At 43.9% G+C, this 16415-nt stretch carries 16 protein-coding genes and 1 pseudogene; 5 read left to right on the forward strand and 12 right to left on the reverse strand.

The genetic code is table 11. The features are described 5' to 3' along the window. Positions 1-274: 274 nt before the first annotated feature. Both zupT and BLW54_RS14505 read right to left on the reverse strand, forming a co-directional pair. Complete coding sequence (gene zupT / locus BLW54_RS14500) at positions 275-1081, reverse strand: zinc transporter ZupT (RefSeq protein WP_035510625.1); 807 nt, start codon at positions 1079-1081, stop codon at positions 275-277. A 251-nt stretch (positions 1082-1332) separates the two neighbouring features. Beyond that, positions 1333-1995, reverse strand: coding sequence for an SIMPL domain-containing protein (locus BLW54_RS14505; RefSeq protein ID WP_074735384.1), 663 nt, complete (start codon positions 1993-1995; stop codon positions 1333-1335). A gap of 121 nt (positions 1996-2116) precedes the next feature. Between BLW54_RS14505 and BLW54_RS14510 the strand changes: the two genes are divergently transcribed. Continuing rightward, positions 2117-3583 (forward strand): flavin monoamine oxidase family protein, encoded by a 1467-nt coding sequence (locus tag BLW54_RS14510; RefSeq protein WP_074735387.1) that lies wholly within the window; start codon positions 2117-2119, stop codon positions 3581-3583. A gap of 142 nt (positions 3584-3725) precedes the next feature. Here the strand turns inward: BLW54_RS14510 and BLW54_RS14515 are convergent, their stop codons facing one another. Together BLW54_RS14515 and BLW54_RS14520 are read right to left on the reverse strand one after the other, a co-directional pair. After that, the gene (locus BLW54_RS14515; RefSeq protein WP_074735389.1) at positions 3726-4901 is read right to left on the reverse strand and encodes a S1C family serine protease; all 1176 of its coding nucleotides are present in this window, start codon (positions 4899-4901) and stop codon (positions 3726-3728) included. 10 nt (positions 4902-4911) lie between these two features. Continuing rightward, on the reverse strand, positions 4912-6063 hold the full coding sequence (locus BLW54_RS14520; RefSeq protein WP_167358824.1) for a zinc ribbon domain-containing protein: 1152 nt from the start codon (positions 6061-6063) through the stop codon (positions 4912-4914). 441 nt (positions 6064-6504) lie between these two features. On the opposite strand from BLW54_RS14520, the gene BLW54_RS21245 reads away from it, so the two are divergent. Then, entirely contained in the window at positions 6505-6999 is a 495-nt protein-coding gene (locus BLW54_RS21245; RefSeq protein WP_074735395.1) for a 3D domain-containing protein, read from the forward strand. 56 nt (positions 7000-7055) lie between these two features. Here the strand turns inward: BLW54_RS21245 and BLW54_RS14530 are convergent, their stop codons facing one another. Beyond that, on the reverse strand, positions 7056-7292 hold the full coding sequence (locus BLW54_RS14530; RefSeq protein ID WP_035510619.1) for a hypothetical protein: 237 nt from the start codon (positions 7290-7292) through the stop codon (positions 7056-7058). A gap of 486 nt (positions 7293-7778) precedes the next feature. Here BLW54_RS14530 and BLW54_RS14535 point away from each other — a divergent pair, with 486 nt between their 5' ends. Then, positions 7779-9026 (forward strand): YeeE/YedE family protein, encoded by a 1248-nt coding sequence (locus tag BLW54_RS14535; RefSeq protein ID WP_074735398.1) that lies wholly within the window; start codon positions 7779-7781, stop codon positions 9024-9026. A 235-nt stretch (positions 9027-9261) separates the two neighbouring features. Here the strand turns inward: BLW54_RS14535 and BLW54_RS20985 are convergent, their stop codons facing one another. Further along, on the reverse strand, positions 9262-9366 hold the full coding sequence (locus BLW54_RS20985; protein ID WP_146813494.1) for a putative holin-like toxin: 105 nt from the start codon (positions 9364-9366) through the stop codon (positions 9262-9264). A gap of 202 nt (positions 9367-9568) precedes the next feature. On the opposite strand from BLW54_RS20985, the gene BLW54_RS14540 reads away from it, so the two are divergent. Then, complete coding sequence (locus BLW54_RS14540; RefSeq protein ID WP_074735400.1) at positions 9569-10300, forward strand: poly-gamma-glutamate hydrolase family protein; 732 nt, start codon at positions 9569-9571, stop codon at positions 10298-10300. A gap of 32 nt (positions 10301-10332) precedes the next feature. On the opposite strand, the gene BLW54_RS14545 is transcribed toward BLW54_RS14540, so the two are convergent. Beyond that, complete coding sequence (locus BLW54_RS14545) at positions 10333-10638, reverse strand: hypothetical protein (protein ID WP_074735403.1); 306 nt, start codon at positions 10636-10638, stop codon at positions 10333-10335. Between the two features lie 439 nt (positions 10639-11077). Here BLW54_RS14545 and BLW54_RS20990 point away from each other — a divergent pair. Further along, positions 11078-11485: pseudogene (locus BLW54_RS20990) on the forward strand (GNAT family N-acetyltransferase); the annotation flags it as partial. Positions 11486-11594: 109 nt separating this feature from the next. Here the strand turns inward: BLW54_RS20990 and BLW54_RS14555 are convergent. The 5 genes from BLW54_RS14555 to BLW54_RS14575 form a co-directional block, all read right to left on the reverse strand. Continuing rightward, entirely contained in the window at positions 11595-12677 is a 1083-nt protein-coding gene (locus BLW54_RS14555; protein WP_074735406.1) for a CopD family protein, read from the reverse strand. Then, positions 12674-13249, reverse strand: a complete 576-nt coding sequence (locus BLW54_RS14560) for a copper resistance CopC family protein (protein WP_035510613.1) — start codon at positions 13247-13249, stop codon at positions 12674-12676. The genes BLW54_RS14555 and BLW54_RS14560 overlap by 4 nt, the downstream gene beginning before the upstream one ends. 360 nt (positions 13250-13609) lie before the next feature. Further along, positions 13610-13825 (reverse strand): helix-turn-helix domain-containing protein, encoded by a 216-nt coding sequence (locus tag BLW54_RS14565; RefSeq protein WP_035510611.1) that lies wholly within the window; start codon positions 13823-13825, stop codon positions 13610-13612. Between the two features lie 10 nt (positions 13826-13835). After that, complete coding sequence (locus tag BLW54_RS14570) at positions 13836-14318, reverse strand: DUF2975 domain-containing protein (protein WP_035518913.1); 483 nt, start codon at positions 14316-14318, stop codon at positions 13836-13838. 176 nt (positions 14319-14494) lie between these two features. After that, entirely contained in the window at positions 14495-16144 is a 1650-nt protein-coding gene (locus BLW54_RS14575; protein WP_074735409.1) for a catalase, read from the reverse strand. Positions 16145-16415 lie beyond the last annotated feature (271 nt).

A 16415-nucleotide genomic window follows, 5' to 3' on the forward strand; every position in this document is an offset into this window, starting at 1 on the left:
TTCGACAAACCTGTTATATTGTAATCTCATAAAAGGAATGCTGACAGCGCTTTGTTAAAGACTCCGTTTTAAAGACAAATAAAAACTCCTAATGGATTTTTGCTCCCTATTGCGGATGAAGGGTGAAAATCACACAAAAAAAGAGACCAAATCCTATCTCGATTTGGTCTGCTCATTCGTATTGCGTATATTTCTCCCTGGAAACCCACGTACATCCCATACAGGAGGGCGTTCCTTTATTGTTTTGGATATCAACACGAATGGAACATCATCTTTATATAAATAACAAGAGACTTAAAGCCATGACAGCCATCCCCGCGACAACACCATAAATCGACAGGTGAGCTTCTCCATACCTTCTTGAAGCAGGAAGCAATTCATCTAAAGAAATGAATACCATGATACCCGCTACCCCGGCAAATAGAATGCCGAACATCAAGTCATTCAAGAATGGCATGAAAATAAGGTAAGCAAGAATCGCGCCGACCGGTTCAGCCAAACCACTTAAGAATGAAAGGTTAAACGCCTTTTTCTTGTCTCCTGTCGCATAGTACACGGGTACGGAGACGGCAATACCCTCTGGTATGTTATGAATCGCAATGGCAGCCGCGATAGCAATCCCCAACCCAGGGTCATTCAAAGCTGCGGTAAAGGTTGCGATCCCTTCTGGAAAGTTATGAATCGCAATCGCAAGCGCTGTGAACGTTCCCATTTTCAATAAATCTGGGTCCTTAACGGCTGTTTGACTCTTCGACATGTCTTCCACTTTTTTCACTTCGTGTGGATTCCCTGCCTTAGGTATGAATTTATCAATCAATGCAATAACAAGCATTCCTCCGAAAAAGGCACCGACCGTCGTCCACTGTCCTGCTTCGTTCCCCATTGCCGAAACAAGTGAATCTTGTGCTTTAAAAAAGATTTCAACCATGGAAACATAAATCATGACTCCTGCAGAAAAGCCGAGGGCAACCGATAGGAATTTCGTGTTTGTCGTCTTGGCAAAAAATGCGATCAGACTCCCTACCCCCGTGGCTAAACCAGCAAGGAGAGTAAGACCAAATGCTAACAACAAGTTTTCCATTGTACCTCTCCTTCAATTCGAACATTTTCTTATTCCCATTGTAACGAAAGTTTTTCCTTAGTGCAACTTTTTTAGTTTTAGTTATATTTTATGTGCCCATTTAAAAAATGACACCATTTCTTTGAAACTTTTATATTCATATTTATTTCGTCCTGTGCATAATCTATCCTTTTTGAAATAAAAAGAAACCCATGGAAAGGTTCATAAAAATAAACCACCATCCTTATCGGACCGTGGTTCTTCTTCAATCGTCAAGAAAAATATTGAAAATGAGCTTCTACCCGGGCCACTGTTTCTAACGTCCCCGGTTCGATCGGTGTAGCTGTTGCTCCAAGCCCCTCACTTTTTTGGTAACTTTGCATAGGAACAGCAGGAGGGGAGTCGATTTCCTTGATTTTCACTGGGGTGGGATCAAGGTTTAATCCTAATGTACTAGCAATGGTCTGAGCATTGGCCCCTGCATTCCGGAGCGCCACTTTTAAAGCATCCTGATAATTTTGATACGGGTCTTTCACCGTAAACTCAAAGTTTGATATGCGGTTTGCTCCATTTGCGACCGCTGTATCGATAATATAGCCTGTTTGACTGACGTCCTCTATCGTGACATTAAACGTATGAGTCACTTGATAGCCTCTGAAAACCTGTTGGCCATCCACATAATCATATTCCGGAAAAATGAAATAATCGGCCGTTTGAATGTGGTCTTCAGGAACACCCGCCGCCATCAACTGTGTCCGTACCTGTTCCATGATCTGGGCATTTTCCTGTTGGGCTTTTTCCAGGTTCATGTCTTGTGTGACCGCCCCAATGTTCACATTCACTACATCCGGGCAAACATGAACTTTACCGGTCCCGTTTACTTTGAGGAGCCGTGACTCCCCTTCTCTTGCCTGCCTTACTGGTTGATAATACATGACGCACCCCTCCCATTTTAATACATGTAAAAAGGAAAGAGATTATGTCACAACCACGAAAGGAAAAAAAATCCTATACTTTTATTTCCATTTATTGAATAGATAGTAAAAGGGGGTGTCAATGGTGGAGAGACGAAAGGATCGAAGAAAAGATACAAGTGTTTATAAAACGATCATCACAAATGGGCTGAGGACCCAAGGAAGGAAAAAACGTGTCCTTATTTTAGGGGCAGGAATAGCCGGACTTGTCTCCGCTTCGCTCTTAAAACAAGCAGGGCATGAAGTGATCCTCCTTGAAGCCAATGATAGGGTTGGAGGAAGAATTCATACGATCAGGGAGCCTTTTAGCAACGGGAATTACATAGATGCAGGTGCCATGAGAATTCCCACCAATCATACACTTGTGCAGACCTACATTGAAAAGTTCGGGCTCTCGACGAATCCCTTTACGAACACGAATCCGAATGATCTACTGATGATCAATGGGCAGCAAGTTTACAGACAAGCCTATGAACAAAATCCTGATCTTTTAAAATTCGACCTTGCCCCACACGAACAGGGGAAAACGGCCAGCGAACTTTTTCTGTCTGCTGTCCAACCTTTTCTGGATATTTATGAGAACAGTACAGATGCCGAAAAAGATCGCTTAGCAAAGGAATTTTCCGACTACTCCATGGGAGAATATCTGCGCGAAAACCCTTTTGGTCCTTCCCTTTCCAGTAATGCCGTTCGAATGATCAAAGTGGTGCTTGGCATCGAAGGGTTCCCTGAGTTTTCTTTTCTGGATATATTAATCGATATCACCTTCCCCATTTTCAAAGGGGATACCCAATTCATCGAAATCCAGGGTGGGAACGATCGACTGCCCCAGGCGTTCCTTCCGCAGTTAATTGATAACATATATTTTGATCAAAAAGTCATCAAAATCATCCATCACCATAACCGGGTGACCGCCTATGCTGAAGACCAACGATTTAAAAAACAAACATGCTGGTCCGCGGATCTTCTGCTCACAACCATCCCTTTCAGTGCAAGTCAGTTCATCGACATTCGTCCCTATGGCTGTCTCTCTCAGAGAAAATGGCAGGCAATTAGAGAAGTCATCAATGTACCAGCCGTCAAAATTGGAATCGAATTTAAATCACGCTTTTGGGAGAAGTATCCATTTGGCCACATTGTTACTGATTTCCCTACCCGTTTCGCGTATCAAGCTAGTCACCATCAGGGCTTGTCAGGGCCAGGTATCCTCTTGGCAAGCTATACATGGGGGCAAAATGCCCTTTTATTCAACAGCCTAAGCCATAAAGAAGCCACCAAACAAGTGCTTGAAGATCTTGCTCGTGCCTACGGATCGATCGTTTATGAAGAGTACTTGCAAAGCGTTGTGTATAATTGGAGCCAAAATCCCTTTTCTGCGGGATGCTTTACTTTATTCACCCCTGGTCAAAGTCGGGATCTCGAAGAAGTGATCCCTCAGCCGGAAGGGAGAATCCATTTTGCCGGGGAGCATACCTCGGTGTACCATGGCTGGATTGAAGGAGCTGTGGAATCTGGCATCCGCGCAGCCATAGAGATGAACCAAAGGTAACAAGAGAAAGTGCCCTTTGGATCTCTTCCTTCTTCGTACCGGGTATTCAGCTTTCTGGATTTCAGGATCACGTGCCCATCATCCAAATCTCCCACTTAAAAAAAGCACGTGCCATATGAAAAAGGCACATGCTTTTTTTACTTTAGTCTTCTGTTTCTTCTTCTTTTGCTTCCTCTTCTTCGTTCGTGCTCAATTCTTCTCCAGTCCCATTCCAAATTTTCACCGACTGGTTTTCCTTTTTGACAGGATACACGACCTTATACTTCTTCTTTTGAACTTCTCCATCAATCGTCTCTTCAGCAGATAAAAACGCAGTAACTTCAACCTGGTCCTCTTTAGGATCTGCGACTAAGTTATCTACTTGCACACTCAGTGTATTGTTATAGCCAGAGCGGAACTTTTCAAATGAAATGTCCTCCTGCCAGCTGCTGCTCAATAACGAATAAGCAGTAACGAAGTCACCCTGATTAATGCTATCGTAAAAATACTGCACCATATAGCTCGCTTGTTCAGCATCTGTCCCTGTGACAGGAGATGTCACCTGGTCGGTTAGCTCAGGAAATTCTGGAAGGGAGCGCATCGGTGAATCACTCCACCGTCTGACCATCGGCAGGACATCAGCAACGGGGATGCTGAAGCCGATTGTTTCCTCATCCATCTTCGCGGAGTTGATGCCGATCACTTCTCCTGTTTTTCTATCCAACAGCGGGCCGCCGCTGTTTCCAGGAGAGATTGGAGCTGATATCTGGTAAAGGTTTTTATAATGAAAAGGCTCGATATCTAATGTACGGTCAAGACCGCTAATTTCTCCGCGCGTGACTGTATTTTGCAGCCCTAATGGACTCCCAAGTGCCAGGACTTCATCCAATAGTTCAGCTGTATCTTCCTCCCTGACTGGAAGGGGGGCCTTCCCTTTCATTCCTGGGACGCGGACAACGGCGACATCAACGTCACGACTGAGCCCGATAACATCCCCGGGCATCTTTTTCCCGTCAGAGGTTTTGACATTCACACTTTCTGTATTGGCTACAACGTGAGCATTGGTCATGATGTCACCTTTATCATTGTACAAAAACCCCGAGCCCACGGTTCCATCTTCAAGTTCAATCTGGACGACAAGTTTTTGAGATTCAAAAATAATCTCCTGGGTCCCTTTCGGTACTTCTCCCGCTTCTTCATCATCCGCAGGAGGCTGCGCCAGAACAGCAGAAACTTGCATATCTTCTTCCACAGCATGTATTACATAGAAAACGCCCGCAATTCCGCCACCAAGGATAAGAAGAGTGGCGAGAAGGCTGATTATCCAAGAGCGTTTCATCTTCATCCCCCTATTCAACTAACCACTCCATCTCGCTAATTTCGACAGAGTATTCTCCTTCTTCTAATTCATAGTGCATCTTTTCAAAGTTTCCTAGATCTTTTGGATTTAAGTAATTCGGAAAAACTTTCACTGCTTCGGAACGAACAGCCTTCCCGTCTTTATTAAGGATGTCGTATTTTACAGTTACTTTACTGATGATCTGGGTGGCAACACTCTTTAGCTCACCGCTCACTTTGTAGTCTCCGAACTCATCTTTCGTTATGGATAGATCCACTACTTCAAGGGCCTGGGTTTCGTTACGCAGTTCATCCTTTGCCGCCTGCTGCATCGCACTTTCCAGCCTTTGCTGCTCCGCTTGCTCAAAGGCTTCCTTTTCCTGCTGGATCCTCTCTTTCAGCTGGATTAATTTTTTATCGTTCGAGACGTACTGCAGCCCTTGATCAATAGTGGCGATGGCTTCTGTATATCGTTTTTCTCCTGCAGCTGCTTCCGCTTTCTTCGTTGACTGGTTGATGATTTTCTCGTAAATCTTTTCTCTTACCTTTGAGGCTTCTTCCAAATTGAGATGGGACAATGTATCAAGCTTTGCCGCCAGCTCATCAACATCAGTGATTTTGGAAAGTTCCTGATTGACTTCCTTCAAAGTGAGCTTGGAATCCAATTCATTCATTTTAGGTACGAGTGTCACTAAGAGACGACTGTTTTCCTTCCTTAAAGCTTCCTGAATGGCTGACAGTTCCTTATTCGCTTCTTCGAGTGAACCGTCTTCAATCAACTGACCCACAGCCTCGAGCTCATTTTCCCAGCTGAGTGCTTCCTGTACATGATTCAGTTCGTTCTGGAGCGCTTCCACTTCCGGACGGTGGTTGATCGCCCCAACCAGCAACTTTTCCGCTTCCCTGTACTCCCCTTTGAGCGCCACTTCTTCGGCTTCTTTTTTCATTGCTGCTACTTCATGATTGATATCTTTTTGATAATCGTAGACAAAATAAAGGGCTACCCCCATTACAACCAAAAGGATTACAGGTGTAATGATTGGCAACCACGATCGTCTTGCCTTATTATTTGATTCAGACGCACGTTCAAGGTTTTTTCCACATTGAGAACAAAAGCGGGCGCCATCATTCAATTCATGGTTACAATGAGGACATTTGATCAAAGTCCCGTCCTCCCTTTCTCTCACTTCATCATTTTAACAACTCATCCATCCTTATTTATTATAGCACGCCTTTTCCCGATTTCGTAAACGTCATAGGTCCTTTTTTTAAAAAAATCATGGCTATACAGGTAAAGCGCACGGCCCGTTTTTCTCGTCCTGCATAAAATGGTATCACTCACATTTGAGAGGAGGGTATTGATGGCCAATCGCGCGAATGAAAATCAGCAAAAGAGAAAGCCCTCAAAACCATGCTGTGGACGTAAACGTAAAGGAACGTCCCGTTAAGCTATTAGAGCCGCAGATGAGGAGCGGCTCTTTTTCAGATTGCTCCAGGTTCTTTCGTCACAGGAATGTAATCGTTTTGTAGGTATTTTGTCTTTGTTATAGGGACACCCCCTTGTTAAAATAGGCAGAGTGAAAATTTTGAAAGGGGACTCTCCTATGAATAAACACTTATTATCCCTTCTACTTTTGCCTATTTTGTTGATCAACTTCACTCTCCCGGTGTCCGCCGATGAAGGGGACAAGCCGGTTCAAAATATAGAGACGAAATCAATGTCTATAGATAAGAAAACGAAGGAAACCGACCGTTTCCCTGAAAAAGAGAAGCAAGCGAAACTAGCGGATGCTTCCAAAACGGATGTCGAACGAACAGTAGCTGTCGAAGCAACTGCTTACACGGCTTGGTGTGAAGGATGCAGTGGTGTTACTTACACGGGCATTGACCTTCGTGCCCATCCGGACCAAAAAGTGATTGCCGTCGACCCAAATATCATCCCATTAGGCTCTAAAGTCCGTGTTCCCGGCTATGGTATTGCCGTCGCAGGGGATATTGGCGGAGATATTGAAGGGCATCGGATCGATATTTTTATAGCCCAGCAAGAAGACGCCCTTGACTACGGGCGCCAGCAGATTGAAGTAGAAATTCTGAATTAATCCTTTTTCTTATATTTTAAAAGCGGCTCCCTATATAATAAGGAAGCCGCTTTTTATTAGTCTCGGCTGAATCTTGTCCGGCGCGCGCATTTATCTAAGTAAAAGCTTTCCACACCACGGGTATGAAGCGCCACACCATCTTCTAAAAACCACCATGTTCCACGGTCCAGCTGTTTGATAATAAATTCGGAAGTTTCACGTTCATCCATCTCTTCACTTAATTCAAGATCATGAGTCACCACACGTTTGCTGTCCAGTAAAAAAATAACGTGCCATTCTTTTTTCTTCGCCATATGAACACTCCTCCAGCTATGTAGTTACTACTTAAATACCCAGGTTCTTTATAGTTTAATCTTAAAATTCTTTCTCATACATCTTCTAGCTCTTAACTAAATCCCCTCCCATTCGTTAAACCGCAACAAAAAAGCCACGCCTAAAGAGCGTCGCTTTCGGATCAGCCTTTATGTAGGGGGAGGTACGCCGGATGTACGCCGGGAAGTTCTCCGGTTTGCTTTGGCACAAACAAAGAAAAACCAGCGAGTGACATATGAGCGAACGACAGGTATAAGACATCCCTCCAATAAATGTGATCGATCATCCTGTCTAGCCTTTAAATGAACCACTTGTCCTCTTTGAATCGTGTTCCTTCTACGAAAGGCTGAGGGTTATTCTCTTTGTACAACCATTGTATGCATAAAGATTTACAAATAGACGAGTCTCCGTTATAATATCCAAAGTTCTAAAATCAAAGTAAACAAATAGGAATTAGGAGGAATAACATGCAACAGCAGACTGTCACCGAAACGGTTCAAGAAAAGAATCGTTCTACTGTCATCGCTCCTTTAGATCCAGTTCAGAAACCATTGGTCTGGATCGGCGCGATCGTTTCTCTGCTTTTATTTATAACAATTATTTCGGTCACTACTTTTACCCAAGGGGTTCTATTCTTAATCGGACTTGCCTTCGGGCTCGTGCTTCTGCACGCAAGATTCGGCTTCACTAGTGCCTTCCGACGACTGATTTCCGTCGGAAATGTGCAGGGACTTCAGGCGCACATGTTGATGCTCGCTGTTGCCACAACCTTGTTTGCCATTATTTTGGCCACTGGTTTCAGCTTTACAGGCACAGCCCCTGCAGGCTATGTCTTCCCTGTCGGTGTGAGCGTTGTTTTCGGTTCCTTTCTTTTCGGGATCGGCATGCAGCTTGGTTCTGGCTGTGCTTCAGGGACGCTGTACACCGTTGGGGGCGGAAAATCATCCATGATCCTGACATTGCTCGGATTCATCGGAGGTTCTGTGCTTGGAGCCTACCATATCGGGTTCTGGCGCGAGACCCCTTCCCTGCCTGCGATTTCTCTTGCGGAATCCACAGGGTTTGGATACTTCGGCGGCTGGATCTTGCAATTGGCCATTTTCCTCGGCATTTACGGCATCACCGTTAAAATCGCCAAGAAAAAGAATCCACCGAAAATGGCACCACTTAAAACGACCACAGGTCTTAAAAAATTGTGGCGCGGGGCTTGGCCATTGTTACTTGCGGCTGTACTTTTAGCCGTATTGAACGCGATCACACTCGCCGTTCGCGGAAATCCTTGGGGCATCACATCAGCCTTCGCCCTGTGGGGATCCAAGTTCATCCAAATGTTCGGTGTTGATGTAGCAAGCTGGACATACTGGGCGGACGACGCGGCTCCACTGAACCAAACCGTACTCGCAGATTCTACAAGTGTCATGAACTTCGGAATCATTCTTGGTGCCTTCATTGCGGCAAGCTTCCAGGGCAACTTCAAACCAGGAAAAATTAAACCAGGCGTAGCAACGGCTTCCATCATTGGAGGAATTTTGATGGGTTACGGCGCACGTCTTGCATTCGGCTGCAACATTGGTGCTTATTTCGGCGGTATCGCTTCCTTCAGTCTGCACGGCTGGGTATGGATGATCATGGCGCTCATCGGAACCTATCTTGCCTTGTTCCTGCGTCCGCTGTTCGGCATGAAAAACCCGAATCCGAACGATTCCATCTGCTAATTTGAAAATACTCATAGAAATCAGGCTGTCGAGATAACCTCGACAGCTTTTTCTATGTAAAATTACTGTCACTGTTTTAGCTATTTTCAAAAAAATGTGGTATGATAAAGGCAGATAAAGGATACACATAAGAAAAGGACCACAGCTGGCACTGCGGTCCTCCCGGATAAGCGCTTCTGCCAAAGGGCGCAGCCTGTAAAATAGACTCACCCGCATTCACGTCAGAATAGGGAGTCTATTTTTTTATGCGTAAAATCGCGACAACTAAGCCGAGAACGGACACGATGAACGAACTGAATGCGATCATCACCATCAACGATTCATACATACTCAGAGGCATCACCCCCTTTACTCTGGGGTTAGCCGACACCCTATTCAATTGGCAAAAGCACGATCCATTTTAAATTATAGCATGTCTTCCACTTGAAATAGACAGTCTTTTTGGACTATTGTCAATTAGAATGGAAATAATCGTTCAAGCATTTTAGTGTTACCATGAAGAAAGGATTGATAAGATCCCCATAGAAGAAAGGAGTCGCCCTATGTACATAAAATTTTTATTAGCGGCAGTCATTTTTTTAACAACCACGGCAGCTCTATGGTTTTTCAACAATAAAAACAGTGAAGAGGCTTCCCTTAACGCGTGTCAAGACGATCGGTTTTGCTCCTTTAATGAATTAACAGAGGTTTATGAAGAAGGAGAAGATTGGGAGGTTGTCAAAAGCACGTACGGCGATGATCGCTGGCTTGTCAGCGCGATCCATGGCGGTGGAATCGAAGAAACCACTTCCACTTTAGCAGAAGCCATTGCTGGAGCTTCTTATCCTTACTATTCTTTCAAAGGAAGGTTAACCTCAAATAACTTCAGCAACCTGCATATTACATCCACTCACTTTGATGAACCACAGGCTTTGGAAATGGTCGCAAAAGCTAGGCATCACATTTCCATTCATGGGACATCGGGGGAAGAACGTGAAACATTCATCGGCGGTTTGGACAAAGAGCTCAAGGCGCTAGTAAAAAAACATTTAGAGAAAAAAGGTTTTTCAGTCGAAGAAGCCCCTGAACATCTCGATGGTGACCACCCCGCCAATTACGTCAATAAAACGAAAACAAAACAAGGGGTACAAATTGAAATTACGCGGGCACAGAGAAAAGCCTTTTTTAAAAACGGGGATATCCGTTTTCAATCAAGAAACGATGCTTCTAACGAAACCGAAGCCTTCCATGCTTATATAAAAGCGATCCAAGCGGCAATGAGGGAATATCAGTGACTCTGCCGCTCCTTTTCACTAAATCAATGATCTTAATTGGCTGCGCTCTTTTTACTCACCATCAAGCTCATAGCGTTTAATAGGAGCGTAACGATGAGAAGAACCGCTGCCACAGACGCCACTGCACCTGTTGTATCCATAAGGGCCGACCAATCCTCTATCGAGACTAGGTGATACGTATAGAAAAGTTGAAGACACAAGGACACCGCACAAGCACTTAGACTCAAAATGCCCCATTTCAAAGCGGATCGTCTGTGATCACCAAGCAAATGAATGAGAGGAAGTATCCAGGCAATTAACCCAAGGACAAGACTGCCGATATTCAGCAAACTAAACATGCAAAGCACCTCGTTCTATTTTTTTAATATGTTCTAATGCTCCACGAATCAGATGTGAACCCTAGCTACCTAAGACTCTAAATAAAAAGAATCCCCCACCTTTTTAAATTCGTCCTTTTCTCTCGTTTTCCTTTATCTCCCTCTTTTCTTTGGAATGTAAAACGGATGCTCCTTTAATTATTGATCAATATTAATTACAAATGAGGTAATTGAATGGGATATAAAGGATTAGTGTCTATTCCTATAGAAGTAACCATAATGTTAAATGTTTATAATGGAGGGTAAAGCAATGGCGAATTTGGGTCAGAAACCACTTATAGTGGGGGAGAAAATGATTCTAAGACCTTTTAAATGCGATGACCTTCCTTATATGGAGGAATGTTTAAAGGATTCCGAAGTATGAAAACGGACAGGAAGTGCTCCAGATTTTGATAGGGATGCCGTCTATCATTGGTACAATACAAGAAATGAACAAACAGATCGCTTAGATCTTGCTATTGTGGATCAATCCCAAGACATCTTAGTGGGAGAAGTTGTCATTAATTCCTATGACGAGAAAAATAACAGCATGAATTTTAGAATACTTATTGGACCAAGAGGAAGAGAACGTGGTTTAGGAACGGAAGCAACCCAACGGATGATTGATTATGTCTTTAAAAACACTAAACTAAATCATTTAACTTTGAGTGTTTATGATTTTAATCCAAGAGCTAAGCATGTTTATGAAAAGGTTGGGTTTGTTGTAGAAAGTATAGATGAAAGTGAGTTAGAGTTTGAGGGCGAATGGATAGATTCTATAAATATGAAATTGACACGAGAAGATTGGCGGAAAAATAAAGGAATGTAAAATTGAATTAGATTATAGAAATGGCTCTCTATTGAACGATCGAGAGCTTTTATCTGAAATTAATTTATAAAAATCGAACGCTTGAGTTACAAACTCAAGCGTTCGATTTTTATTGCAGCTCTACACTGCTCATAAAGCTAAGGTACAAACTGCATACGATCATCAGACTGACAATCAGAGCAGCCGCGACCGTATTACGTTTGACCATGAGCCATGCCAAGTATAGGAACGCCCCCGCGATTATGAAGAAAAGGAAACTCAGCATATTCGGGGCAAAGACGAGGGGACCATACCCATCCATCACAGTAAAGCTGCGAAAAAGAAAGGATGGTTCATGCTCGCTCATCATTTGAGAGATATCCCGAGGAGGTTCCTGTTCCGTCATATATCCGGTGGCAGTATAAACAAATAACACAAGCAGGCTTTCCGCTTTCCACCAACGCTTGGGTGAAAAAGAAGGCCGGTTCTCAACTAGTTTCTTCATTAGGAAGCCATTAATAAATGCAAATAACAACAAAATAATAAATAAAAGATGTTTAATTAGTAATGCCTGGCCATATGGAAACATCCATGAGGAGATAAGGTTTTCCGTCAGCGTCAAACTCATCGAGATCCCTGTTAGCGCAATCCATACCATACAGCCAACAGCTACTTTCGTAAACCAGCCCACAAAGTTCGACCAGTTTCCCTCTTCTGTAACGAAAAAGCTCGCAACTAGCAAAATACCTGACCAACACCCGACCGTAAGGAAATGAATCGTGTGAAACACGGCACCTTGAACAGAGTTCATACTCGCTGAGTGCCCAATTAAACTTTGTAAGACAATCATGGCGATCACTACAAGCAAACTCAGTGCAAAAGCAACCCTTTTTCTATGAATGGCGTTTATAATTAACATATGGAGCAAAGCTAAAAGAAGGAGAAGAACCCAGGCCCTTCCTCCTTCAATATTTGTCAGTACATAAGTAAGACTGGACAGCCAGCCCCCTTCCCTATACGCCTGTAGCGATGTTGCCAGTTCGATAACCGGCACCATAGCGAAGACAGGGATACCTAGAGTAAAGAGAAACCAAGCTTTTCCCGGGATGGCAAGCTTCACCTTTCTCTCTTCAGGGACAAGCGCTAGAATTCCTGCCCCAAGCAAGATGGAAAGGCAAAGGTATAGCCCTCCATTTGTCAAAGCGTAAATCATGATTTCTTCCTTACTCCTAAGAATACTAAACCAGCTGTTAGGAGTAGACCAATCGCAATTACCGGCAACAACCATGAAGTTCCGTCACTTTCCTGATTCTCTGTCGCTTCATTTTGTTCTTCTTCCGATGATTCAGGTGTTGACTCTGCTTCCTCTCCCTCGTTAGCGGAAGAGTCTTCAGATGCTTTTTCCTCTTCTTCAGAAGAATCCGCCTTGTCACCACCCTCATAATTAAATGTCAACGTATTCTCCATGACATGCCCGTCTTGACCTATAATGCTGTAGAAGACCTCGATTTCACCATTTTCCGCTTCTTCAGGCACCTCGAATTCAAGGACATTCTCAGGGGAATGAGTGAACGTTTCAATCGTGAATTCTTCTCCCTGTTGATCACTCACCGTCAAAGCGTTTGGCTCTTGTACAGGGGAGTCAAAGGTTAATGTGACAACTGGGGTATCTGAAGTCACCGTCCCTCCCCCTTCAGGAGTCGAACTTTTCAAATGGGTATGCGCTTCTACCGTCACCGGCAAGAGGAACGCAAAGAGTACAAAAAGCATCGCTATATGTTTCATTATTCATTCTCCTCTTTCCATCTATTTCACAAGCCTTAGTCATTAGGCAGTGGATCATTATCCCCCTCTATTTATAACAGAACAGGTCTTGAAAAACTAGAATAAAAGATGGACAATTTCGTGAACACAACCTCGCCACCAATCAACCGTACCCACTTCTATGGACGCTTTCTTACAGATTTTCTATCTTCTCCCAAATGCTGTTCGTATAGGCGATTTTCAACCTTCTTCTTACCATATTTTTTGGGCTTATACTTCCATAGGAAGCTGGCCGAAGATTAAATGACAAGAGAGGGTAAAGTTACAATTTCCAGACATAAAAACTTATGGGAAACTTTATTCCCAGGCGATCCCCTATACCTATTCTTCCTCATCCCTTTGATATTCCAGAATGTCACCAGGCTGGCATTCCAGTGCTTGACAAATCGCTTCCAAAGTTGAGAAACGAACGGCTTTGGCCTTGCCATTTTTCAATATCGAAAGGTTCGCCATCGTAATCCCGACCCTCTCTGAGAGCTCGGTTACACTCATTTTCCTTTTCGCCAGCATCACATCAATATTTATCACTATTGCCATTGTACTCACCTCAGACCGTCAGATCATTTTCTGATTTTATGTGGATAGCCTCTTGTAAAAGCCTTTGGAGAACAGCCGCAAAGACGGCAATGACTGTGGAAGCAAAAATAATGAACATTCCGATCAAAATCAGACCAGGTGCGTCGTCCACCTCCGCTAGAATATAGATAAGTGGCATAAATATAACATAAAGAATGCTTATGATGAGCGCACAATGTTTGATCCTTTTCAGCGCTTTTACAGATAAATCAGAGAAGGCTTTATTTTTGTCGATAAAGCTCAACAGTTGATACGCCTGATACAAGGCAAAGTAAAAAGGAATTGTCGTCCCATACACATAAATCAAGACAAGCGCCTCAATTAAAGGGAAATCAGTGAATATTTCAGCTGCATAATCGGCCATGCCGGGTACGAAGAATAGGCATAACGCAAGAATAGGCAACCCGAGAAGAATGACAGCCACTTTCAAAAAGAGTGTTGTTCCATGTTTCATAAATGATAGCACCTCATTTCATTTGGTCCATTTTATTATAGCCCCTCATTTATCGTTTTTCAATAAATTTATATTAATTAACAAAACAAAATTATTGTTATTACTTTTAATGACCATAAAAAAAAAGACCGCCAGCTCGTTTCCTTTGCCGGCAGTCTTCCTCCTTATGTGTGCCATTAATATGGATCTGCTTCATGACTTTTCTTCACAGCATCTTCGGCTGCTTCATTCTGAGCCAACGACCCTTGGCCATATTTAGACTTTCCTGCTTCACGGCCGGGAACTTCACGATCTCCCGCCATTATCTTCATTTCCTTCATTTTCGCTTCAAGGCCTTCCTTCACCCGGCGTCCGTACTCTTCGTCTGCTTGTGTGAAATGTTCAATCATGGCATCCTGGATGCGTTGGTCACAAACGGCCAGAGCATTGGAGAGGTTTTTGATTAATTCATCACGCTCCCAATCCTCAAAGCTGCGGTACGTATGACCAGCTTGACCGTAGTTGTTCGGACGATCAATAGGTTCACTCATGGCCGCCGCATGATAGGTAGGCTCATGAGGCGGTGTTTTCGCTCCATCAGCCTCTTGAAAGCCACCCTTCATGGAAGGTTCGTAGTTAATATGTGGGTTTTCTCCTGATTCTCTTGGATCACGGGTATCCATCTGCCCGCGCTGCTGATTTGTGCGAACACCCGTTTTTGGAGCGTTTACCGGCAACTTCAAATAGTTCGCTCCTACACGGTAACGCTGCGTATCGGAATAGGAGAACGTCCGTCCCTGCAACATTTTATCGTCAGAAAAATCCATGCCATCAACAAGAACACCTGTCCCGAAAGCCGCTTGTTCGATCTCCGCGTGAAAGTCTTCTGGATTACGGTCAAGGACCATACGCCCAACCGGGTGCCAGGGGAACTGGTCCTCAGGCCAAAGTTTCGTATCATCAAGAGGATCAAAATCCAGTTCCGGATGGTAATCATCATCCATGATCTGAACAAACAGTTCCCATTCCGGATACTCTCCACGCTCAATCGCTTCATAGAGGTCCTGGGTGGCATGACTTACGTTTTTGGACTGAATCATGTCTGCCTCTTCTTGAGTTAAATTACGGATGCCCTGTTTTGGCTCCCAGTGATACTTCACAAGCACCGCTTCGCCTTTGTCGTTCACCCATTTGTAAGTGTTCACTCCAGACCCTTGCATATGACGGTAGGTTGCCGGGATCCCCCATGGGGAGAACAAAAAGGTGATCATATGAGTCGCTTCCGGCGTGCGGGAAACGAAGTCAAACATCCGCTCCGGATTTTTCACATTAGATGCCGGATCTGCTTTAAAGGCATGAATCATATCCGGAAATTTCATTGCATCACGGATAAAGAAAATCTTTAAGTTGTTGCCGACTAAATCCCAGTTGCCATCTTCGGTATACATTTTAACCGCGAAGCCGCGCGGATCGCGGTCTGTTTCCGGTGCGTCCTTTGCCCCTGCCACCGTTGAGAAACGGACCATTAGCGGTGTTTTCTTCCCTGCTCCAGAAAACACTTTCGCCCGGGTGTATTTCTCTACCGGTTCGTCTCCTACTTTTCCGTACGTTTCAAAGTAGCCAAATGCTCCAGATCCTCTGGCATGCACAATCCGTTCCGGCACTTCTTCACGATCAAAATGAGAGATCTTTTCAATAAAGTGATAATTCTCAAGCGTAGCCGGACCACGATTACCAATCGTACGGATATTTTGGTTATCCGTCACAGGGCGTCCCTGTCTCGTCGTCAAGGTCTCCCGTTCTACGTCCTGCTGATTGGAATGCTTCTTATCTTTGTCTTTCGCCAATCTAATAACCTCCTCACACAGAATGAATCGGCTTTAGCTTAACTCTCATCAGAAAAATTATACAAATACTACCTATTTTTTGTAACTCATTCCACATGCAATGTCCTGAATGAAGGTCTTACAAAAGGGAGATGGTCAAAGAAAGGTTAAACGTGTTGCCAAGCAACAAAAGATCCGGCAACTTAGAGGAGAAGGCAGTGAGGCTGGATAAATCTCCACACGGATAGGGGTTCCCCATTAACTTTTTCATCATTTCCCAGACAATAAAAAA

Source organism: Halobacillus karajensis (assembly GCF_900108515.1).
GTDB lineage: Bacteria > Bacillota > Bacilli > Bacillales > Halobacillaceae > Halobacillus > Halobacillus karajensis.